19 protein-coding genes, 1 tRNA gene and 2 pseudogenes are annotated in these 19,081 nt (G+C 70.8%); 14 read left to right on the top strand and 8 right to left on the bottom strand.

Annotated features, from left to right (window positions below; translation table 11 throughout):
• Nucleotides 1-288 precede the first annotated feature (288 nt).
• The 4 genes and pseudogenes from AAC944_RS16375 (at nucleotide 289) to AAC944_RS16360 (ending at nucleotide 2,393) form a co-directional block, all read left to right on the top strand.
• Nucleotides 289-546 carry a DUF6284 family protein gene (locus AAC944_RS16375; protein ID WP_030617073.1) on the top strand — a complete coding sequence of 86 codons (258 nt, stop codon included), beginning with the start codon at nucleotides 289-291 and terminating at the stop codon, nucleotides 544-546.
• Complete coding sequence (locus tag AAC944_RS16370; RefSeq protein WP_030617076.1) at nucleotides 543-929, top strand: hypothetical protein; 387 nt, start codon at nucleotides 543-545, stop codon at nucleotides 927-929. Before AAC944_RS16375 ends, AAC944_RS16370 begins: the two co-directional genes overlap by 4 nt.
• A 133-nt stretch (nucleotides 930-1,062) precedes the next feature.
• Nucleotides 1,063-2,025: pseudogene (locus AAC944_RS16365) on the top strand (DUF2637 domain-containing protein).
• A complete protein-coding gene (locus AAC944_RS16360) occupies nucleotides 2,025-2,393 on the top strand; it encodes an RRQRL motif-containing zinc-binding protein (protein ID WP_030617079.1) in 369 nt (122 codons plus the stop codon). Before AAC944_RS16365 ends, AAC944_RS16360 begins: the two are co-directional and overlap by 1 nt.
• Nucleotides 2,394-2,622: 229 nt before the next feature.
• Here the strand turns inward: AAC944_RS16360 and AAC944_RS16355 are convergent, their stop codons facing one another.
• The 4 genes from AAC944_RS16355 to AAC944_RS16340 are packed head-to-tail and all read right to left on the bottom strand — an operon-like array spanning nucleotide 2,623 to nucleotide 8,384.
• The gene (locus AAC944_RS16355) at nucleotides 2,623-3,087 is read right to left on the bottom strand and encodes a hypothetical protein (RefSeq protein ID WP_051871907.1); all 465 of its coding nucleotides are present in this window, start codon (nucleotides 3,085-3,087) and stop codon (nucleotides 2,623-2,625) included.
• A gap of 1 nt (nucleotide 3,088) precedes the next feature.
• The gene (locus AAC944_RS16350; protein WP_030617083.1) at nucleotides 3,089-5,269 is read right to left on the bottom strand and encodes a hypothetical protein; all 2,181 of its coding nucleotides are present in this window, start codon (nucleotides 5,267-5,269) and stop codon (nucleotides 3,089-3,091) included.
• Nucleotides 5,266-6,966 carry a hypothetical protein gene (locus tag AAC944_RS16345; protein WP_030617086.1) on the bottom strand — a complete coding sequence of 567 codons (1,701 nt, stop codon included), beginning with the start codon at nucleotides 6,964-6,966 and terminating at the stop codon, nucleotides 5,266-5,268. The genes AAC944_RS16350 and AAC944_RS16345 overlap by 4 nt, the downstream gene beginning before the upstream one ends.
• A complete protein-coding gene (locus AAC944_RS16340) occupies nucleotides 6,966-8,384 on the bottom strand; it encodes a site-specific integrase (protein ID WP_490368266.1) in 1,419 nt (472 codons plus the stop codon). Before AAC944_RS16340 ends, AAC944_RS16345 begins: the two co-directional genes overlap by 1 nt.
• A gap of 82 nt (nucleotides 8,385-8,466) precedes the next feature.
• Here AAC944_RS16340 and AAC944_RS16335 point away from each other — a divergent pair, with 82 nt between their 5' ends.
• The 8 genes and pseudogenes from AAC944_RS16335 (at nucleotide 8,467) to AAC944_RS16300 (ending at nucleotide 14,755) form a co-directional block, all read left to right on the top strand.
• Entirely contained in the window at nucleotides 8,467-8,835 is a 369-nt protein-coding gene (locus tag AAC944_RS16335) for a DUF3307 domain-containing protein (protein ID WP_030617089.1), read from the top strand.
• Nucleotides 8,836-8,915: 80 nt separating this feature from the next.
• Nucleotides 8,916-10,361, top strand: coding sequence for an MDR/zinc-dependent alcohol dehydrogenase-like family protein (locus tag AAC944_RS16330; protein ID WP_438272808.1), 1,446 nt, complete (start codon nucleotides 8,916-8,918; stop codon nucleotides 10,359-10,361).
• A gap of 147 nt (nucleotides 10,362-10,508) precedes the next feature.
• Nucleotides 10,509-10,985: a hypothetical protein gene (locus AAC944_RS16325; protein WP_030617095.1), complete on the top strand. Its 477-nt coding sequence runs from the start codon at nucleotides 10,509-10,511 to the stop codon at nucleotides 10,983-10,985.
• Between the two features lie 97 nt (nucleotides 10,986-11,082).
• Nucleotides 11,083-11,690 (top strand): annotated as a pseudogene (locus tag AAC944_RS16320) (bifunctional DNA primase/polymerase).
• The gene (locus AAC944_RS16315; RefSeq protein ID WP_030617097.1) at nucleotides 11,687-12,046 is read left to right on the top strand and encodes a hypothetical protein; all 360 of its coding nucleotides are present in this window, start codon (nucleotides 11,687-11,689) and stop codon (nucleotides 12,044-12,046) included. The pseudogene AAC944_RS16320 and the gene AAC944_RS16315 overlap by 4 nt, the downstream one beginning before the upstream one ends.
• Nucleotides 12,043-13,281, top strand: a complete 1,239-nt coding sequence (locus AAC944_RS16310; RefSeq protein WP_030617100.1) for a DUF3631 domain-containing protein — start codon at nucleotides 12,043-12,045, stop codon at nucleotides 13,279-13,281. The genes AAC944_RS16315 and AAC944_RS16310 overlap by 4 nt, the downstream gene beginning before the upstream one ends.
• Nucleotides 13,282-13,424: 143 nt before the next feature.
• Nucleotides 13,425-13,628, top strand: a complete 204-nt coding sequence (locus tag AAC944_RS16305; protein ID WP_030617104.1) for a helix-turn-helix domain-containing protein — start codon at nucleotides 13,425-13,427, stop codon at nucleotides 13,626-13,628.
• Complete coding sequence (locus AAC944_RS16300) at nucleotides 13,628-14,755, top strand: site-specific integrase (RefSeq protein WP_030617107.1); 1,128 nt, start codon at nucleotides 13,628-13,630, stop codon at nucleotides 14,753-14,755. Before AAC944_RS16305 ends, AAC944_RS16300 begins: the two co-directional genes overlap by 1 nt.
• 63 nt (nucleotides 14,756-14,818) lie before the next feature.
• On the opposite strand, the gene AAC944_RS16295 is transcribed toward AAC944_RS16300, so the two are convergent.
• From AAC944_RS16295 to AAC944_RS16285, 3 genes are all read right to left on the bottom strand, one after another.
• Nucleotides 14,819-14,894, bottom strand: a tRNA-Arg gene (locus AAC944_RS16295).
• Between the two features lie 174 nt (nucleotides 14,895-15,068).
• Nucleotides 15,069-15,416, bottom strand: a complete 348-nt coding sequence (locus AAC944_RS16290) for a DUF4190 domain-containing protein (RefSeq protein WP_030617110.1) — start codon at nucleotides 15,414-15,416, stop codon at nucleotides 15,069-15,071.
• Nucleotides 15,413-15,571: a hypothetical protein gene (locus AAC944_RS16285; RefSeq protein WP_196943061.1), complete on the bottom strand. Its 159-nt coding sequence runs from the start codon at nucleotides 15,569-15,571 to the stop codon at nucleotides 15,413-15,415. The genes AAC944_RS16290 and AAC944_RS16285 overlap by 4 nt, the downstream gene beginning before the upstream one ends.
• A 138-nt stretch (nucleotides 15,572-15,709) precedes the next feature.
• Between AAC944_RS16285 and AAC944_RS16280 the strand changes: the two genes are divergently transcribed.
• Nucleotides 15,710-16,339: a TetR family transcriptional regulator gene (locus tag AAC944_RS16280; RefSeq protein ID WP_030617114.1), complete on the top strand. Its 630-nt coding sequence runs from the start codon at nucleotides 15,710-15,712 to the stop codon at nucleotides 16,337-16,339.
• 212 nt (nucleotides 16,340-16,551) lie between these two features.
• Here the strand turns inward: AAC944_RS16280 and AAC944_RS16275 are convergent, their stop codons facing one another.
• Nucleotides 16,552-18,018: a M6 family metalloprotease domain-containing protein gene (locus AAC944_RS16275; RefSeq protein WP_051871908.1), complete on the bottom strand. Its 1,467-nt coding sequence runs from the start codon at nucleotides 18,016-18,018 to the stop codon at nucleotides 16,552-16,554.
• Between the two features lie 250 nt (nucleotides 18,019-18,268).
• Here AAC944_RS16275 and AAC944_RS16270 point away from each other — a divergent pair, with 250 nt between their 5' ends.
• Nucleotides 18,269-18,922: a TetR/AcrR family transcriptional regulator gene (locus AAC944_RS16270; RefSeq protein ID WP_030617124.1), complete on the top strand. Its 654-nt coding sequence runs from the start codon at nucleotides 18,269-18,271 to the stop codon at nucleotides 18,920-18,922.
• Nucleotides 18,923-19,081: the final 159 nt, after the last annotated feature.

The raw sequence follows: 19,081 nt of genomic DNA, 5'->3' as shown, positions 1-19,081 counted from the left end.
TGGTTGCCACCTGGTATGCGCCGCCCTGCTGGCGTCAGAGCAGTGACGATGACGCACCAACTCAGGCTCGGGACTGAGCGCCGTGGCAACGGTGCCTCAGCGAAGCCCTGCCAATCTTCCGCGGCGCTTCTCTGCTGCGGCCGGTTGCCTCCTCTGCCCGTCCGGCCCTTGCGGTCGTACGGGCGGGGCTGAGGGGAGCCGGATGTACCGCTCCAACGGCGCGCGGCCCCGGGTGGCTAGACCCGGGGCCGCTGTTCGGGCCGTTCACCTGTGAGAGGACCACGACCCATGAAGCACATCGCTGCTGTTCAGGCGGTTGTTACCGCCACCCCGGTCGACGGGGAGCCGTCGGCCGCTGAGCTGGACGCGATCGAGCGCGAGATGCCCGTCATTCAGGCGGAGGTCGAACTGCTGGACGTGCAGATCAGCCTGTTGGACCAGCCGCCCTCCGAGCTGGGCGCGCAGCGTCTGCGCCGGGCCTGCCGCAAGGTGCTGGCCGCCCGTACCGCGCTGGCCAACCAGGCCGGGATGGGGGACGCGGCGTGATCCGCATCGTCACCCGAAACCGTCTCGCCCATCTGGACGCCGCCCGCGCCCGGACCCGCGAGCTGGAGCAGCAGGCCAACACCGCCTACGGCTCCCACATCCGGGAGACGTTCGTACTCACGGCCCGCGCCGAGGCCGCTGAGAAGAAGGCCGAGACCTCCCGTCAGGAGGTCCGGTCGCTCCAGATCACGCTGGAGGACACGGCCGCCGAGCTGGCCGCGGCCCGTACCGAGCTGGCCGACATGGCGAAGCGCCTGGAGGAGTTGAGCCAGACGCCGGCAGACGCGTCCATGGCGCTGCTGCTCCACTACGGAGAGCCCACAGCGTCCCCCCGAACCAGTCGGCCGCCTTCGCCTATGTGGCCACCCTGGGAGTCCCGCTGAGCGATTGGGGCCCGATGGATGAACGCCCCGTGTCGGAGGTCCGGTGGCGGCGCGTGCCGTTCATCTACGACGCCGGCCGTGACCATTTCCTGAGCGTCATCGCACCCGACGTCGAGCGGTCGGGGGGTGCGGGATGAACGGTGTTCAGGTGCGTTCAGCAGTGCGCTGTCGGCCGGCACGTGGCTGATCGTCGGGGGTGGCGCGATGCTCTACTCGATCCTGACCGTCACGCCGCTGATGGCCTCCCACACGCCCGACGGCTGGGTGTGGACGGCCCCGATCCTGCCGCTGGTGGTCGACGCCGCGGTCGTGATCGTAGTCCGTCTGGACTCGGTCCTGGCCCGCCTGGGCGGGCACGGCGGCCGGTGGCCCATCGCCCTGCGGTGGATGACCGGCGCCATGACCCTGGCCCTGAACATCGCCGACTCCGCCCTGAAAGGGCGACCTGGTGGGAGTAGCCGTCCACTCCGTGGCGCCGCTCCTGCTGATCGTCACGGCCGAGACCGGACTTGCCTACCGGCGCGCCATCACCCGCGCGGTGACCGCGCTGGAGGACAAGAAGCAGGCCGAGCGCGAGCGCCGGGAACAGGCCGCCCGGGAGCGGCGGGAGGAGCGGGAGCATGCTGCCGCGCTGGCCCGTGAACAGCGCGAGCACTAGGCCCAGCTCGCCCGTGAACAGGCTGAACGCGAGGAGCGGGCAAGGCGGGAGGAGCGCGAGCGGGAAGAGGCCCGCGAGCGTGCCGAGCGCGAGGAGCGTGAACGCGAGCGCCGGGAGCGTGAACAGCAGCAGCGCGAGCGTGAACGCCGTGAACGTGAGGCCGCCGAGCGCCGGGAGCGCGTCGAGCGTGAACGCCAGCAGCGCGAGGAGCGGGCCGCGCGTGAACGCGAGGCTCTCCTCGCCGCTGGCCCGGCCAAGGAGAAGCAGTCGGAGGACAAGGCCCGGGCCACCGTGCAGGTCGCGTTCGCGGCCGAGCTGCCGGTACGGACCGCGGCCGAGCTGACCGGCTGGTCGGCGGGCTGGGTCTCCTCCCGCTACCAGGAGCTGCGCGACGCGCCCCGCCCGGTCAACGGCGCCGCGCTGGCCGGTAGGCCCTGATGCGGTTCTACGACCCGAACGGCCTGCGCTACGGCATCCCCACTTACCCGTTCCGCCTCGCCCCGGACGGTCTGGCCACTCGGCGGCAGCTCCGCGCCCGCGGGCTACGGCCGGGCGGGCAGGAGGTCGCTGCGCAGATCCTGTGGTGCTCACGTCGCTACCGCGCCGGTCTGCGGGTCGCCTACCTCTACCGCCTTGATCTGGCGATGCCGGTCCGGCCGATGACGCCGGCGAAGTGGGCGGCGCTGGCCAAGGCGAACACCGCCCGCCGCACCTGCCCCGAATGCGGGCGGGATGTGGGCTGCACCATCTCGACCTCACTCGGCATGTGTGTGGCCTGTGCGGATGCCCCCGCCCTGGCCGCCTGATCTGCAGGAGACACCCGTGTTCGCTGAGATCGCGATGCTGCTGTACCTGGCGCATCTGCTGGCCGACTACTGGGTTAACGCGACGAAGGTCGTGTCCACCTTCTCCGGTGTCTCGCTCCCGCAGGGCAGCTGATGCCTCTCGCCCGGCAGAAGGTTCGGGTGTCTGTCTCGGTTGGCGAGCGTCGACGTAGCGTCGCGCGGTTCGTCCCTGCGGGTGACGGCTCTGACATCAGCGCCGGGGCAGGGGGACGACGCCCAGGGCGTCGTCCCCCTGCCCTTGATTCGGGGCCGAAGCGAACGTACTCAGCTCGCGGCGGAGCCGCTGGACCTCGTCGTCCTTGGCCGCCAGAACCGACAGCAGCAGTTGGTGACGTTCCTTGAGCTGCGTGAGCTCGGTGTGGGTGCGGGCGAGTTTGCCGGTGAGCCGCTGGTTGAGATCACGCAGCCGGGCGATGCGGGCCTCGCGCGGGTCAGGCTGCTGTCCGGCTGCCCAGGCGGCTGCCCGCCGCTTCTCGAACTCGTCCTTGAGGTGGCCCCAGGTCCGATAGAGGGATGCGCGGGAGATGCCCGCCTCGCGGGCGAGCGTCTTGACGTCGCAGGCGCCGCCGGGCGAGATCTGCCCGGCCAGCAGCCGGTCGATGGCCGCGCGGATCCGCCGCTCGATCTGGTCGCGCTGCTGGTGGCTCAGTGCCATGTCATCCGGCCTTTCCGGCTGCCGTGTCGATCTCTTCGAGAACCCGCATGGACCGCTCGTGCTCGGCCCGCAGCCGGGCCTTCTCCGCGGGCGGGATGCGAGGGCTGGCCAGCAGGACGACGCCGTTGTCAGCTGTGGTCTGCCAGACGGAACGGTGAACGAGGTGGTGGGTGGCCTGCGGGCAGCGGGAGCTGTCACACAGCCCGGTCAGCGGAGCTGCGGCGGACCTGGTGCCGGCGAGCTTGAGACACATCGCCTTCGCCGGGTCCTCGAACCAGCAGTAGTTCGCCGCGGAAAGGTGCAGGACCGACGCCTTCTTCTTCAGCAGCAGCTCGATCTGCCGGTCGGTGACCACCTTCGCCGGGCCCGGCTCGTGGTCGGCCAGTTCCTTCTCGACAGCGCGGAAGGAAGCCAGCAGCGCGTCGGCTCCCGGGCCGGCGGGCATCTGGCCCTGTTCGAACTGCCGGTATGCCTCGACGGTCCGCTTGAGCTTCTCCTTCGCCTCCTCCGTCTTCCACTCGTGGTGGAAGACGGCCTGGGCGCCGCCCGGCCGGCCGGCGTATCCCTCGCTGGTGGCCACCTGCAGGTGCTTGAAGTGGACCTTGGTGGCCAGCAGTCCCCCCGGGCGGGCGGCCATCTCGACAGACAGCGTCCGCCGCAGGCGGCGGGGGTGCACCGGCTCGTCGGGGATCGGCTCCAGGCCCATGCGTCGCCCGGCGGGCGAGGCGACCCACTGCCGCATCCAGGTCATAGCCCCTCTGGACTCGAAGCCGTTGAACGCGCCGAACAACGGCTGTCCAGGCCCAGCGTCCGTGATCTGCTCGGCCAGAGCGATAACACGTACGACTTCCTCGATGACGACCCACTCGTCGACCTCGCCGCCCCATAGACGCCCTTTGACGACCTTGCTGACCAGGCGGTGCCGGGCCAGGCCGGTGCCGTCGGCGTCGTCCGTGCGGCGGCAGCCGACCGTCAGTTCCATCAGTTCGCTGGACCGCATCCCCGTCAACGCGGCGGTGGCGACCGTGCAGGCGTGCCCGGCGATCCGGATCAAGGCGTTAGAGGACCTGTTCGACAACGGCAACGACCAAGGGATCAACTCGCCGGTGTCCGCGCGAGGGGCGTCGGCCGGGTCGCGACACCACACGTACTCGGTGCCGAGCTCGGCGACCGCCTCCTCCAGCAGCGGCCGGGCCTGGGCGAAGAGAGACTTGTGAATGTCGCGGTGTCCCGTCGGCCGCAGCAGGTGCTGGAAGTTGGCTGTCAGCAACGGATCCTTCGGGTCCCACCCCAGGCGGAGGCGCTTGGTCACCTGGAAGTCCTCGATCCGCGGCAGCGGCTGCCCCGTCCGCAGATGTTCCTCGACCAGCGCGGCAAGCCGGTCGCCGTCCCGCAGATGCCTCGACCACTCGACGTTGCGCCAGGACTCGCGCTCGGCCTGCAGCTGGCTCCGCAAGTCCACGATGTGCGGTCCGAGCACGTCGACCAGGTGCAAACACGCCGTCAGCAACGGCCGCAGGACCTCGTCGCCCAAGGGCTCGGTCTTGATCACCACCTGCGGTCGGGACGGTGCCCCGGTCACGACGCGGGGCGATCGTGCGCCCCAGGGCCGGAAACCGGGCCGGTGCCGGTCGGCCGACAGAAGCTCGCCGTAGTCGGTGATGTCCTGCATGGCGGAGACCACCGTCCGTAGCGAGCCGCCGGCCTTGTTCCGCAGGACAGCGCCGGTCTCCTTGTCCCGGACGACGCCGTACTCGCGCAGGAACGCCTCGCAGTGGTCCTGGGTGACCGCGGTGAGTGTGGAGATCCGGCGCTCGTGCAGCCAGTTCAGCCAGAACGTGAGGTGGTAGACGCGGGCATAGATGGTGCGGGGATGGCGCGGGAGCCGGCGGGCCCGGGGCAAGGCGAGGACTCGCTCGTCCTGGGTGGCGATCCAGGCCAGGGCGAGTTCCTTGGCGACCACGCGCCAGGGCCGGTGGGTGATCCGGTCGAACAGCACGTTCTTCTCCGTCACCTTCATCTGCACCGGTGCATCGGCCCAGCCGACGAACGACCACACGTCGTCCTCAAAGCGCGGCCGCGGGCAGTCGCTCAGCCAGTTCAGGCGGGCAGTGGCGGCGATGTCGGCGCCGGCGAACACCGATCCGAGCGCAGGCTCCGGGGAGACAGGAAGCAGGCTCACGACGTGGTCTCCTCGGCTCGCAGCGGCAGCTCGGCGTCCTCGTCACCGACGCCGCGCTGTGCGGCGGCGAGGGCGGCCTTCTCGAACCGCGGCAGGATGTCCGCCGACAGGCGGCGGGCGTAGGGGGCGAAGACGGCGGCGAACTGCTCGCGCGGCATCTGGCGGAACTGCCGCGCGAAGAAGGCCTTCAGCCGCAGCAGATTCGGCAGGTGACGCGGGGCGAACAGCGCCAGCGGGCAGAGCAGGCAGACCCAGGGCCGGGCCGGACACGGCTTCCCCTTCGGCCCGTGCAGGCTGGCGAAGTGGTCGGCGCAGGTCCCGCTGAACACGTCCCGCTCGCCCGACAGCAACTCAGCCAAGGCGCCCTCGGCCAACCCGAGGCGGCGTGCTTCCTCCGGCAGCTCGGCGACGCTGGCCGCCTCGTCGACGACCATCGGGGCACTCGCGCGCCGCAGCAGGTCGCCCTGCGCGTCCCGGGCGATCTCCTCGACCACCGTCTTCTGCGCCGGGGTCGCGGCCGACAGGTAGTGATCACCCTCGACCTGCGGCGAGTGGTTCGGATCGACCGTCGCCCGCAGGGACCACTGCCGCTGGCCCCGCTGCGCGATGAACGTCGTCCGCAGCCGCCGGCGGTCGATGCGCAACAGATGGCCGTCATCACCGCGCAGATCATGGGCCTTGACCCACCCGCGCATCATGTACTCCTCGAAGGCCGCGCGGGCCAGTCGGCCCTGCCGCGTCACCAACCACACGTGCTCGGCCAGCTCGGCCGGGGCATACCCGCGCAGCAGGGCGCTGTGCTGCAGCCACTGCTCCAGCAGCCGCGACGCCCGCGGCGACAACACCAAGCTCTCGTCCGCCGTGCGGCCCTTGGTGTAGGACAGCAGCGTCGCCTGCCGCCCGGTCCAGCGGATCCCGGACATCTGAAGGCCACTCAGCCCGTCCGGGACGATGCCCGTCCAGGCCGCCAACAGCAGCATGTAGGCAATCGCGTCCTTGTGAGACGGGAACAGCGCCGCCCTGGCGCGCTCGATGCCCCGGTGCCGCCTGGTGAACGCCCTCGGCGTCAAGCCCAGGTGAGCGGCGACCTCCGTCCGGGTCACCGGGCCCATTCGCAGCATCAGCCAGGCCCCGTTCACCTCGCTCCAGCCGCCTACTGCCGGATCCTGGCCGCCCTCGGCGAGCGTGACCATCGCCCGCTGTGCCTCCCCCAGGCGGCGTACCTCTTGCTTGCAGAGGTCGATCAGCCGGTTCCATTCGGCCGGTGAGTAGGGAGGAAGCGGGCCGTTGACAGTGGGGCGTGTGTAGTTCTTGCCGAACACCATCTGCCGCACCGGTTCGGGCAGCACCTGGTGCCGGGTGTCGAAGGCGCGCAGGATCGTGCGGGTGCGGTATTCGATCAAGTAGTGCGAGCGCAGCCAGAACGCCCCGAGCACGGTTCTGGTCAGCTCGGCCGCCGAACCGGTGAAGCCGTCCTCGGTCAGTTCGCGGACCATCCGCCGCAGGGTGTAGATGAAGCTCTTCACCGTGGTCAGCTTGGCGAGCGGTCCGTGGGGATGAATCGAGGCGGCAAGGCCCTCGGCCAGATCGGCCGCCAGCGCCGGGTTGGACAGGTCACCGATGACGATGACCGTTGACGTCTCACCGGGCAGGGACAGCTTGAGCGCGAGCGGATCGCGCAGGACTTCGGCCGGCATCAAAGCTCCTCGGCGAACTCAGCGTCGGCCTCGGCGAGCGCGGCCGCATCAATGACGGCGCGGGTCCGTTCCCAGGCCGCGCGGTAGATCCGGTGGACATCCAGGCGCTTGAGGTAGACCTCCGTGGTGACCACGCTGGAGTGTCCGAGCAGGTCCCGCAGGATCAGCAGCGGATCGGCTTTCAGCAGGTAGAGCGCGAGCCCGGACGTATCTCCGGTCGCCGCCGCGAGCTGAGCGGCCTGCCGGTAGTGGCCCTCCACCAGCTTCTCCAGGGTGGCCATGGCGAAGGTGTGGCGGCACCGGTGCGGCGCGACGTCGGGGAACCGCGGCTCGAAGCGCTCACGGATCCGGCGGGCCGTGCGGCGAAACAGCGTGCCCCAGTCCACAAGCGGCCGCCCGTCGTAGCTCAGTGCCAGCAGCAGCGACCCGCCCTGCGGTCCGATCAGCCGCAGCCGTTCCTCCGGCCGAAGCGCCGCCCAGCGTGTGCGCCGGCCGTTGACCCGGCCGCCGTAGAAGTCCGCCTCCTCCACCACCAGCGGCTTCCTCGGCCGCCACGATCCTTGCGACATCTCCCTGTCCAGGTCGATGTAGGAGTGCACCGCCGCCAGCGAGGCGTAGTCGATCCACGTCGTGCGGAACTTCCGGCCCTTGGCCGCCAGCTCCGGGACCACCCACGGGATCGGCACCTCGGTCGGCTCAGCGGGCAGCGGCGGAACCTCATGAACCAGCAGGTGGCTGAACTCCCGGCTTCGTATCCCGGTGCCCAGCACCAGCCCGCCCATCGCCGCGTTCCGGCCCGGGAACCGGCCGCGGAACGTCGCGTCCTCCAGTCCATCCGGGCCCAGCCCGGCCAGGCCGTAGCGGAATAGATTGGCGAAGTCAGACTCCAGATACTGCACCTTCACGTGCGGCTTCGGCCGCCGCAGCCGGGCCCGGTTGTGCCGGGTCTCCACCAGCCGGCCCTGCACCATCCGCTTGCCCGTGGCCACCGTGAACGGCACCGCCGCGGCCAGGCCCTCGCTCTCGGCCCAGTCGTAGAACCGGCTCAACGCCGTGACCTGCAACTCCCACGACGAGAACTCCAACCGCTCGTCCAACGGCCCCGACAACCGGCGGTCCGCGTACGTAGCGAGCGCGGCCACCAGCTCCTGCCGCGTACCGAACACCTCGACACGGTGCCGGCGCAGATGCGTAAGCCAGTCCCGGGCCGCCAGCGCGTACGCCCGCCACGAATTCGGCGACGGCGCCCCGCTCGACGGCAGCGTACGAAGCCAGGCGTTCACCGCCCGCGTCGCCCTCGGACCGTGCATGTCCTCGAACACAAAGTCGTCGTCGAACAGCACCGGCATCCGCTCAGGGATCAACGGCTCGCCATCGAGCCCCCAGTACTGCCAGCCATCGGCAGAGAAGAAGTGCACCAACACGCGGCGGGACGGTACGTCCGCGACACGTCCGTCATCAACTGCTAACCCCACGCCTGACCAACGGGAGTTGGGGAATGTGAGACACGCCAAGAAAGCAGCGACAAACCCACTCCAGACCGACCACCAGGCCACCTGCAAAGCCAATCCCGGCCGCACCGGCTGGGCTGCCAACCTGGCCCACGCCGCCACCCACGTCCTGATCAGCGGCCTGCTGCTGGCCATCGGCACGGCCGCGCTGGGGTGGCATCTTCCGCCGCTGCCCGCGGCGGTCGCGGTGGTGTGGATCGGTGCCACGCACAGCCTGATTGATCGCCGCTGGCCCATCCAGCGCTGGATGCGACTGGCCCGGCAGTCCAAGTGGGCGGAGCGCGGCGGGGCCGCGCACGTCGATCAGACCGCCCACATCACCGCTCTCGTCGTAGCGGCCCTGTGCCTGGCCGCCTGACCTTCCTCATCACGACGCCCCGGCCTCGCTTCCTAGGGCCCGGCCGGGGCGCCCTGCCCCTCGAAGGGAGCTTCACCATCGTGACGGAAGAGGACTACAGCCCGCTGTCCATCCACACCGGCATCCCCTGGGGCGTGCGCAGCAACGCTGACCAGATCCTGGCCTACCTGCGCGAGCAGTGCGCCCTCCTGGTCGGCCCGACCGGGTCGGGCAAGACGAACCTGGTGCACACCGTGCTGGCCGGGTTCGCCCGCGCCGAGGACGTGCTGACCTGGGTCATCGACCTCAACGCCGGATCCGCCGACCTGCCCTGGGTCCGCCCCGCCCTCACCCCCGACGGCACGGTTGGGGACAAGGTGCGGCCCGGGATTGACTGGCTGGCCGCCACGCCGAAGGAAGCGGGGCGGATGCTGGAGGCGATGGTGCGCATCGCCAAGCACCGCAAGACCGCCTACCAGGAGCTGATGGCCGCCCGGAACACCGACCTGCTGCCCATCAGCCGCAAGATCCCCCAGATCATGCTGGTCATCGACGAGGGCGCGGAGATCCTGGCCAGCAACGACAAGACCATCCGGGAGCTGGCCAAGCTCATCCTGGAAGTCATCCGCATCATGCGCGCCATGGGCGGCCGCACCATCCTCACCGCCCTGGGCGCCACCGGCTCCGTCCTCGGCAACCTCATGATCCGCCGCGAAGCCAAGGTCCGCGTCGCCCTGACCGGCGGGGAGACCGAGGGCATGGACCTGGGGAAGATGTTCCCCGGCCGCCGCGGCCTGAAGGTCGAACAGGCCCCCTACAAGGGGTCGGGGTTCATGGGCACGCCGGAGTCCCCGGCGGGGCTGTTCAAGAACTGGCGGATCCTGCCCAACCAGATCCGCGACATCGTCCACGCCACCAGCGACCGCCACCCCGTCCTCGACGAGATCTCCGCCCGCGCCGCCGGACCGGACTACGCCACCCGCTGGGACGCGGACCGGCTGGCCTGGATGGGCGACACCGGCACCACCGAGACCGCGCCCGTCCAGTCGGCTGGCACGAACACCGGGGCGGGGCTGAACCTCTCCGCCCTGCGCGAGCAGTCCGCCCCGGCCGCCAAGGCGGGAGAGGACGCGGACGCTCTGGCCCGGAAGTTCATGCAGCAGATCGACGAACAGTTCGGCACCACCACCGACTCCGCACCGGTCGAGCAGCCGGCACCGAAGGCCGAGGGGCTGAACCTCTCCGCTCCGCGGCTCGGACAACAGCGGCGGCGGGGAGGAGAGCGGGCCGGAGTGGCTGGCCGAGGCGATCGACGCGATCGAGTCGGCCGGCGCCATGGGCATGAAGCCCTCGGCGGTGGCCGACCTCGTCGGCCGCAGCCGCCTGGCCGTCCGCAAGGCCCTCCAGGCCGCCGTCGAGCGCGGCGAACTGATCTACCGGGACAACGGCCCGCACTCGGTCTACGTCCACCCCGACCACGCCTGAGAACACCCCTCAGGCGACCACAGGGAGCTACTGGTTACTGGCAACTTGCCACTAACCAGTAAAACCCCCTCCAGTGGCCACACAGGGCCTCTCACGAGGGCGGTTGCCAGTAACCAGTAACCACTAACCAGTACGACCACACACCGTGACCAGCATCCGGGCGCCCCTCCACATCGAAGGGGCGCCCGCCGCGTGCTCGGAGGCACTTTGTGGACACCCCCGAACCGCTCACCCCCACCACCATCCAGACCGCCCACCTCACCTCAGCGCAGGAGCTGCGCTACCCGCCGATGCGGCCCGCGGAGATCCCTCCGGGCGTTCAGGCCGTGATCCTCCCCGGCGGTACCCGAGTCCTCGGGTACGCCGAGCCGACCGCATCCCCCGCACCCGCCGCCCCGGCCTCGCAGCCGATCCCGGCCTGGGCCAAGACCACCGCCCTGCTTGCTCCGACCGTCGGCGGTGGCATTGCCTTGGCCGCGGTCGGGCTCTCCTACGCCGCACCGGGACTGATCGCCATGACCGATGCCCTGTGGGCCGCCGTCGCCCTCATCGCCGCTGGGGGCGGGGCCGCGCTGGCCCTGCTCAAGCGCTGCCGCCGCCCCGTTCCGGCTCCTGCTCCGATCACGCAGAACATCACGGCCACCGGCCTGTTCGGCCGGGCCAGCGGAACCATCAACCACCACTGACCAGCCCCAGGGCACACCAAAGGCGACCGCTCAGTCTCGCCAAAGAAGCGCGGTCGCCCTGGTCTCCAGCCCTTCCACAGACATGGAGGACTCCAGCATGACCCAACCCACCCCCTCCCGGCGAGTCTCCGACGGCCGGTGGCGTCTCCTGGACGCTGCTCTGGCCGCAGCCGACCGCGGCTGGCACGTCTTCCCCCTGCGCCCCGGCGAGAAGGCCCCCGCCCTGCACGGCGAAGCCACCTGCCGGCGTACCGGGGATTGCGCGGCCGGGCACCGCAAGTGGGAGCAGCGCGCCACCCTCGACCCGGACCGCATCCGTACGGCGTTCTCTGGGGCGCTGTTCAACGTCGGTATCGCCACCGGCCCCTCCGGGCTGCTGGTCATCGACCTGGACCGACCCAAGAGCAAGAGCGGTTCGGACACGCCTGACGGCGTGGAGACCTTCCAGGCGCTCTGCGAGCGCGCCGGGCAGCCCGTCCCCCACACCTTCACGGTGCGGACCGCGAGCGGAACTGGACGCTCACCCGGGCCGCCCGCGCCCTGGGCCGGTTCGTCGCCTCCGGAGACCTGCCCCGCCAGGTGGTCGAAGAGGCTCTTAAGCAGGCGGGCGAGTCGGCCGGACTGTCCGAGCGCGAGTGCACACCGGTCATCACCAGCGCCCTGAACTGGTCCATCGCCCACAACCCGCAGGGCAAGACCGCATGAGCGCCGGTCGCCCTCCCCGCCTTAAGAGCCTCCCGGCAGCCACGGACCACCCCGGCCCCGCCGAACCGGCCGCCACCCCCGCCGGCAGTGGAGCGCCGAAGGGCGTCGCCCGCAAGGGCGTCCTTTCAGCTCTTCGCCCTGACCCGCAGCCGAACGACCGGCGCCGCCCCGTGGCCTGGCTGCACATCACCGCCCCCGGCCGCGGCGCCATCCCCACCGCCACCTCGATCTGCGAGTGCGGACGCAACCGCAGCGCGGTCGGCCAGCGCAAAGTGCTCGCCCTCATCGAGGAGCACACCGCCCACCGCGACGACTGCCCCCTCCGCGCCGTCAAGGAAGACAGGACCGCCGCATGACCACGACCCCCAAGCCACCCATCGACGGCGCCGCGCTGCTCGATGAGGTCGAAGCCTTCCACCGCCGCTTCAACATCTTCCCGCTGGAAGCCGCCTACGTGGCCGTGACCTTGTGGGACGCGCACGCGCACCTGATGGACTGCTTCGACTACACCCCGCGCATCGCCTTCCTCTCACCCGAACCCGGGTCGGGAAAGTCCCGCGCGCTGGAGGTCATCCAGACCCTCGTACCCAACGACATCCTGGCCGCCCAGGCGTCGGTATCGGCGCTGTTCCGCTCAGTCTCCGACCCCGGCAACCTGCCCACGATCCTCTTCGACGAGATCGACACCATCTTCGGCCCCAAGGCCGGCGACAACGAAGAACTCCGCGGCTTCATCAACGCCGGCCACCGCCGCGGCGTCGGCGTCCTGCGCTGCGTCGGGGAAGGCTCCAAGCAGGACTCGCACCGCTTCGAGACCTTCTGTGCCGTCGCCCTGGCAGGGCTGGGCAACCTACCGGACACGATCATGACGCGCTCGGTCATCATTCGGATGCGCAAGCGCGCCCCCAACGAGAAGGTCGAACCCTTCCGCCAGCGCAAGCACATCCCCGAAGGCAACGCGTTGCGGGACCGGCTCGCCACCTGGGCGAACAGCGTGCGGCACCTGGTCGACGGGGCCTGGCCCGAGCTGCCCGCCGGGGTCAGCGACCGGCCCGCGGACGTCTGGGAGCCTCTGCTTGCGGTCGCCGACGCGGCCGGTGGCTCCTGGCCCGAGCGGGCCCGCGCCGCCTGCATCGAGCTGATCAAGGCCGCTAAGAAGGGCGATAAAGCCTCCCTCGGCGTCCAACTGCTTACCGGCCTGCGCGACCAGGTCTTCCGCGGCGCCGACCGCATGCCCACCGCCGTCATCCTCGAATGCCTCAACGCCATGGAAGAGGCCCCGTGGGGCGACATGGGCGGCCAGCCACTCAACTCCCGCACGCTGGCCAAGATGCTCGGCGAGTACGTCACCGGCGACAACGAGCCCATCAAGCCCCGCAGCATCCGCACCGCCGCCGGCGTCCCCAAGGGCTACTACGCCGCCGACCTCGCCGACGCCTGGATGCGGTACTGCCCCCCACCCCCTGAGGCGTCCGCTACAGCCGCTACATCCGCTACAGCCCAGGTCACAGAAGGTTTTCCTGTAGCGGATGAGAGCCGTGTAGCGGATACGACCGCTACATCACCGCTGTTCGCCGTCCGCTCCGCGTAGCGGCAGCTATCCGCTACATCCCGCCTATCCGCTACACCGAACAGGCCCCTGACCTGCGGTGTAGCGGATGTAGCGGATGTAGCGGACCTCACGGAAGGGGGCCGGCAGGCCCCCTTCGAGCATTCCTCGGGAGACACGCCGCGATGAGCAACACCACGCTGCCGACAACCCAAGAAGCCCTCACCGTCCCTGAGGTCATGACCGCCCTGCGCCTGAGCAAGAGCAAGGTCTACGACCTCATCCGATCCCGTCAGTTGGCGAGCTTCACCGTCGGGCGCGCACGGCGCGTGTCCCCCGACAGTCTGCGCGCCTTCATGCAGGAACGAATCGAGGAGAACGCCGCCTGATGGCAGCCCGAAAGAGGAACCCCAACGGCGCCGGCAGCATCTGGCAGCGCAAGGATGGCCGCTGGGAAGGACGCGTCTACGTCCCGCAGCCCGACGGCACCCGCAAGCGCAAGACCATCTACGGCGTCACATGGGAAGACTGTGACGAGAAGCGCCAGGAACTCGTTCGGCGCGACCGTCAGGGCATCCCGACACCCACCCGGTCCGCCAAGCTCTCCGAATGGCTGCCGTACTGGCTGGAGGAGTACATCAAGCCGCAGCGCAAGCGCACCACGTATGCAAAATACGAGATGCACGTGCGGCTGTACCTCGTCCCACAGTTGGGAACGCGTCGGTTGGAGACGCTGAGTACAGCGAACGTGCGACGGATGGTTTCTGCGGTCACGGAGCAGGCGTCCGCCGCGACCGCGAAGGAATCGCACCGAGTACTCCGGACTGCGCTGACGGCAGCCTGCCGGGAGGAGCTGATCACCCGGAACGTCGCACAGTTGGTTCCGGCGCCGCGGGAGCTACGGCCGTGGACGCTGGACGAAAGCTTGGCGTTTCTGGAGGCCGCGCGGCCCGACCCGCTGTATCCCGCGTTCGTGCTCGCGATCGCGCTCGGACTGCGACGCGGTGAAATCCTCGGCCTGCACTGGCAGGACGTGGATTTTGAACGGCGCACGCTCACCGTTCGGCGACAGCTCCAGCGAGGCACCAAGGAGCTGTACGTGGACACAACTAAGAATCGGCGTGCGAGGACGGTTCCCCTTCCGCTCATGTGCGTTGCCCCGCTGCGGTGGCAGCGTCTGCGCCAGGCCGGGCAGCGAGCCGTTGCCGGGACCGACTGGCACGACGGGGACTACGTGTTCACCACCCGCACGGGGCGGCCCGTCGAACCGCGGAACCTGTACCGGTCCTTCGGACGGATCGCGGTGGCTGCGGGGTTGCCGCGGGTGCGACTGCACGACACCAGGCACGGATGCGCCTCGCTGCTTTTCGCGGCCGGCGTCGCCCCGCGCACCGTCATGGAGATCCTGGGGCACTCCCAGATTGCCGTCACGATGAACGTCTACACGCACGTGAACGACAACCATCGGCGTGAGGCGATGAGTCACATGGACCGGCTGTTCAAGCGCCGGAAGTAGGAACTGCCGTCAACTCCTGCCGTCAAAACGGCCCGGACCATGATCGGTCCGGGCCGTTTTGCCTGGTGCCCCCGGCAGGATTCGAACCTGCGACACCCGCTTTAGGAGAGCGGTGCTCTATCCCCTGAGCTACGGAGGCGGGGCGGTCAGTGGTGGTGCGGTGCCCTGGGTGAGAGGTCACGGCGGGCGGTGTACGCACCATCGGCTGGCCGTGAACAGGGTAGCGGATGGGCTCGCGCCCGGTCTCGCCGCTGGGTGGTCGGGGAGTTCCCGCCCTCGAGGCGGCGCGGCGCGGGCCCTGTACGGGTGCGGGTCAGGCGAAGCTCCAGCTGACCGTGCCGTCGACGGTCACGACGGCGGCCAGGACGATCAGGTCGGCGGCGCCGAGGGTCATGCCGAGGAGAGCGCGGCCGCGTCGGGCGGTGCGCCGGTGGAGGGCGACGGCGCCCAGGATCAGGGACAGCGGGCCGAGTACCAGGTTCATGACCAGCAGGCCCACGAGGCCGAGGACGAAGGAGGCCACGGCCATGCCGTCGGCCTGGCTGCCCTTGCGGCGGGGCGTGGGGGCGGCGCCGGTCGCGGCCGGTCCGGTCCCGGTCCCGCCGGACTCCGTCCGGGTCTCGTCGGGCTCGGTCCTGAGGCGATGGGTCAGGGTGGTCATCGACGGGCCTCCTTCGCGCGGTACTCGCGGATGGCGAAGATCAGTAGCCAGGCGGCGATCGCGGCGGCCGCGGTGAGAGTCGCGGCGAGCGGGAGGTGTGCCGCGGTGCCTATGAGAACTCCCAGGAGGAGCAAGGCTGCGACAAGGAAGATCATTGCTGGCCCTTCCAGGTGAGGTGGGTGGCCTTGATCGTTCAATTCAGTGAACAGTTGGTGTCACAGTCGTTCACTGACTTATCAGTCTAGCGCGGCCCGGGGTGGATCGCGTCGGAGAACGGATGTTTACTGAATGGCATGAGTCACACCACCGGCGTCCGGCAGGCCCAGAAGCAGAAGACCCGACAGGCGCTCCTCGACGCCGGGCTCCGGCTGCTGGCGGAGCAGAGCCTGAGCAGCATCGGGCTGCGCGAGGTGACGCGGATGGTGGGGGTGGCGCCCGCGGCGTTCTACCGGCACTTCCGGGACATCCCCGACCTGGGCGTCGCGCTGGTGGAGGAGTCGCTCGGCAGCCTGCACGGCGTGGTCCGCGCGATCCTCGCGGAGCAGCCCGATGCCGAGGGGCGGATCGACCGTACGGTCGCGGTGGTCGAGCAGTACGTACGTGAGAACCCGGCGCACATCCGCTTCATCGCGCGCGAGCGGCACGGCGGCGTGCGGGCGGTGCGCAGGGCGATAGCCGCCGAGCTGGCGCGGTTCGCCGCCGAGGTGGCGGCGGCGCTCCGGGCACAGCCGGTGTCGGACGGCTGGAGCGACGACGACGTGCTGATGCTCGCGGAGATGTACGTCGATCACCTGGTGATGACCGCGTCGGCAATCCTCGACGCCGCCGACGACGGCGACACGGTCGCGTGCGACCGGATCGCCGAGCGGGCCCGCAGGCAGCTGCGGCTCGTGAGCCTGGGCCGGCGGCATTGGAGGGACTGAGCGCCTGGAGCGGGCGGAGAGGCTGTGTGGGGGCGCCTGAGGGGCTCTGAGGAGCTTCTGAGGAGCTCTGAGGGGTGCGCGGGGGCTGCGGGGGTGCGGGGGCCGTACGCGGCGGCAGGGCGGCAGGGGGGCCGACAGGGGCCGCACATGCGCCGGCAGGGGGCATGCGCCGGCAGGGCTCGCTGCGTCGGCAGGGCTCGCCGCGTCGGGCGTCAGTGGCGCCGCGGGGTGGTGATCCGCACGCGGAAGGCGTCCGTGGCGTCGTGGTCGACGTCGGCCGCCGCCGGGCGGTCCTCGAGGACCTTGACCGTTATGCCGTCGGCGCGGAAGGTCTGGCCGGGGCGGTACGTGGCGTCCGTCAGGCCTGCGCGGACGTTCGGGTCCTTGTGGAAGCACCCGGCGCTCTTCGGGGTGGCGTCGGAGATCCGGATCGGGCCCTTGCCCGACGGGACGTCGGTGGCGACGCGGTAGACCAGGACGCCGGGCCGGCAGGCGGTCGGGTCGAGCGGGCCGGTGCGGCGCGCCTCCACGACGTACGCCCGGTACCGGGAGACCGGGACGACGGCGATCTTCGTGCCGCCGGGGACGGCTGCCGCCGTGAGCCGGTGCGTGGAGACCGACCCGGCGCGGTGCACGCAGTCCACCTGCTTCGGGGCCAGCCAGCCCAGCTTCCACTTGTGCCAGCCCAGGAAGTCGTTCTCCGGGCCCCAGTCCACGTCCATCGGGTCCCAGTGGCCCACGGGGTGCGCATCGGCGCGTCCATCGGTGAAGTAGAGGTCGGGCAGGCCGAAGGAGTGCGCGTTCTCGTGGTTGAGGACCCGGTAGGCGCTCGGCCCGGTCTGCCGGCTCCAGATGAACGACACGTTCTTCAGGGACGTGCCGTCGCCCGTCTTCAGGCCCAGCGGGCCGCCGCTGAAGGTGACGGACCAGACGTTCTCCGTCGCCGGCGGGCCCGCCTCCGGTGTGACCAGCACGTTCACCAGGTCGTAGGTGCGGAAGTCCACCTCGCGGTCGACGGCGCGCACGACCTCCTTGGCCAGCGCGTAATAGCCGTTCTCCGAAGCGGGGTTGAAGGAGGTGCCGCGCTCGATGCGGTACGAGGGCAGCGGCCGCGACATCCGGATCCACTTCAGGACCGGGGTCGAGCGGTAGTCGAGCCTGCCGTGGGAGCTCTCGCGGAAGAAGCGGGGCGCGGCGGGGAAGAACTCGCCGTAGCGTGCGCGGGGGCTGATCCCGGCGCGTACGTCGGGGAAGTCGATGAGCACCGTGAGGGCCCGTACGCGGCCGTTGGCGCGGACGTAGCCGCCGGGGGTGGCGGCCGCCTCGGAGACGCCGGTCGTGGGACCCGGCAGGGCGCAGCGGCCGGAGGGGAAGGCCGCCGAGGCGTCCCGGGAGGACGGGGGAGGGGCTGAGGAGGTGCCGCGGCGGGTGTCCGCCGATCCGGGAGTGTGCGGGCCGTCGGGGGACCTTCGTATGCCGTCGCCGTCCCCCTGTCCCGTGTCGCTGCGCCCCTGTAGGGCCGAGTACCGCTGGGCATCCGGGGCCGGGGAGGCGGCCGGCCGGCTGTCGCCCGGCCGTGTGGTGCCGCCGGGGCGCGACGCCGCGGCGTTGAGGGCCGGTACGACCAGCGTGACCGCGAGGGCCGCGGTGGCGAGCAGGGCGGACGGTATCTGCCTCATGTGCTCACCCTGGGGCGGCGGGCGGCCGTCTGCCCGCCGGGTTACGTCATCCGGTGACGGTCCGGCTCACTCAGGGCGGCGGTTGTGGGGCAGGTCACACGAAGGGCGGGAAATAGCCGGGGAGCTCCTCCCCGTTTAACCGGGCGTCCGTGCGAAACGGGGACCCGCTCCCCGGTTTCGGCCTCCACGGGCCCGCGCACCCGCGCGGTACCGATATGCCGCACGCCCTACCCGAGAGGAGTGAGCCGACGTGACCGTCACCCCCACTGTCGCCGCGACGGCGGACCGGCCCCGTCTGCGGGCCGATGCGCAGCGCAACCGGGAGCGGATCGTCGCGGCGGCTCGCGAGATCATGGTCGAGCACGGGGCCGATGTCCCGCTCGACGAGGTCGCCCGCCGGGCCGGTGTCGGCAACGCCACCCTCTACCGGCACTTCCCGGACCGCGCCGACCTGATCCACCACGTCACGCTCTCCGTCATGAACCGCACGGCGGACCGTGCGGAGGACGCGCTCGCGACGGAGGGCGACGCGTTCCAGGCGCTCCGGGTCTTCGTGCACGCCGCCGTCGAGGAGCGCATCGGAGCGCTCTGCCCGCTCCTCTCCGACGGCGTCGACAAGGACCACCCCGACCTGCTCGCCGCGCGGGACCGCCTGGAACGGGCCGTCGAGGCCCTCATGGGTGCCGCGCGCGAGAGCGGCCAGCTGCGCACCGACATCGCCGTCGGTGACCTGATGGTCGCGATCACCCAGCTCACGCGGCCGCTGCCGGGCAACGGCTGTACCGACTTCGACAGGTTCGTGCACCGCCACCTTCAGCTGTTCCTGGACGGCCTGACGGCTCCGGCGAGGTCCGAACTGCCCGGCGTGGCGGCCACCCTCGACGACCTCCGGCAAGGCCGGTGACGGCGGCGGCCGCCGCACTCGGCGCGTCCTGTCGCCGATGACCCGTTACCGGTGACCCGTCACCGGTGGCCCGTCACCGGTAGGACGGTCCTTCTTGCGGCGCCCGCCTCGTAACACCACGCAGTACTACGCAACGTCACACAACGACACACAACACCC

The organism is Streptomyces sclerotialus, from assembly GCF_040907265.1.
Lineage (GTDB): Bacteria > Actinomycetota > Actinomycetes > Streptomycetales > Streptomycetaceae > Streptomyces > Streptomyces sclerotialus.
The sequence above is the reverse complement of the archived record's forward strand: the minus strand, read 5'-3'. Positions and strand labels throughout refer to the sequence as shown.

Coding starts and splice junctions, on each gene's coding strand:
- AAC944_RS16310 (WP_030617100.1), top strand. CDS start 12,043: ATGACCACGACCCCCAAGCCACCCATCGACGGCGCCGCGCTGCTCGAT.
- AAC944_RS16290 (WP_030617110.1), bottom strand. CDS start 15,416: ATGACCACCCTGACCCATCGCCTCAGGACCGAGCCCGACGAGACCCGG.
- AAC944_RS16280 (WP_030617114.1), top strand. CDS start 15,710: ATGAGTCACACCACCGGCGTCCGGCAGGCCCAGAAGCAGAAGACCCGA.
- AAC944_RS16355 (WP_051871907.1), bottom strand. CDS start 3,087: ATGGCACTGAGCCACCAGCAGCGCGACCAGATCGAGCGGCGGATCCGC.
- AAC944_RS16275 (WP_051871908.1), bottom strand. CDS start 18,018: ATGAGGCAGATACCGTCCGCCCTGCTCGCCACCGCGGCCCTCGCGGTC.
- AAC944_RS16375 (WP_030617073.1), top strand. CDS start 289: ATGAAGCACATCGCTGCTGTTCAGGCGGTTGTTACCGCCACCCCGGTC.
- AAC944_RS16305 (WP_030617104.1), top strand. CDS start 13,425: ATGAGCAACACCACGCTGCCGACAACCCAAGAAGCCCTCACCGTCCCT.
- AAC944_RS16300 (WP_030617107.1), top strand. CDS start 13,628: ATGGCAGCCCGAAAGAGGAACCCCAACGGCGCCGGCAGCATCTGGCAG.
- AAC944_RS16285 (WP_196943061.1), bottom strand. CDS start 15,571: ATGATCTTCCTTGTCGCAGCCTTGCTCCTCCTGGGAGTTCTCATAGGC.
- AAC944_RS16315 (WP_030617097.1), top strand. CDS start 11,687: ATGAGCGCCGGTCGCCCTCCCCGCCTTAAGAGCCTCCCGGCAGCCACG.
- AAC944_RS16345 (WP_030617086.1), bottom strand. CDS start 6,966: ATGCCGGCCGAAGTCCTGCGCGATCCGCTCGCGCTCAAGCTGTCCCTG.
- AAC944_RS16360 (WP_030617079.1), top strand. CDS start 2,025: ATGCGGTTCTACGACCCGAACGGCCTGCGCTACGGCATCCCCACTTAC.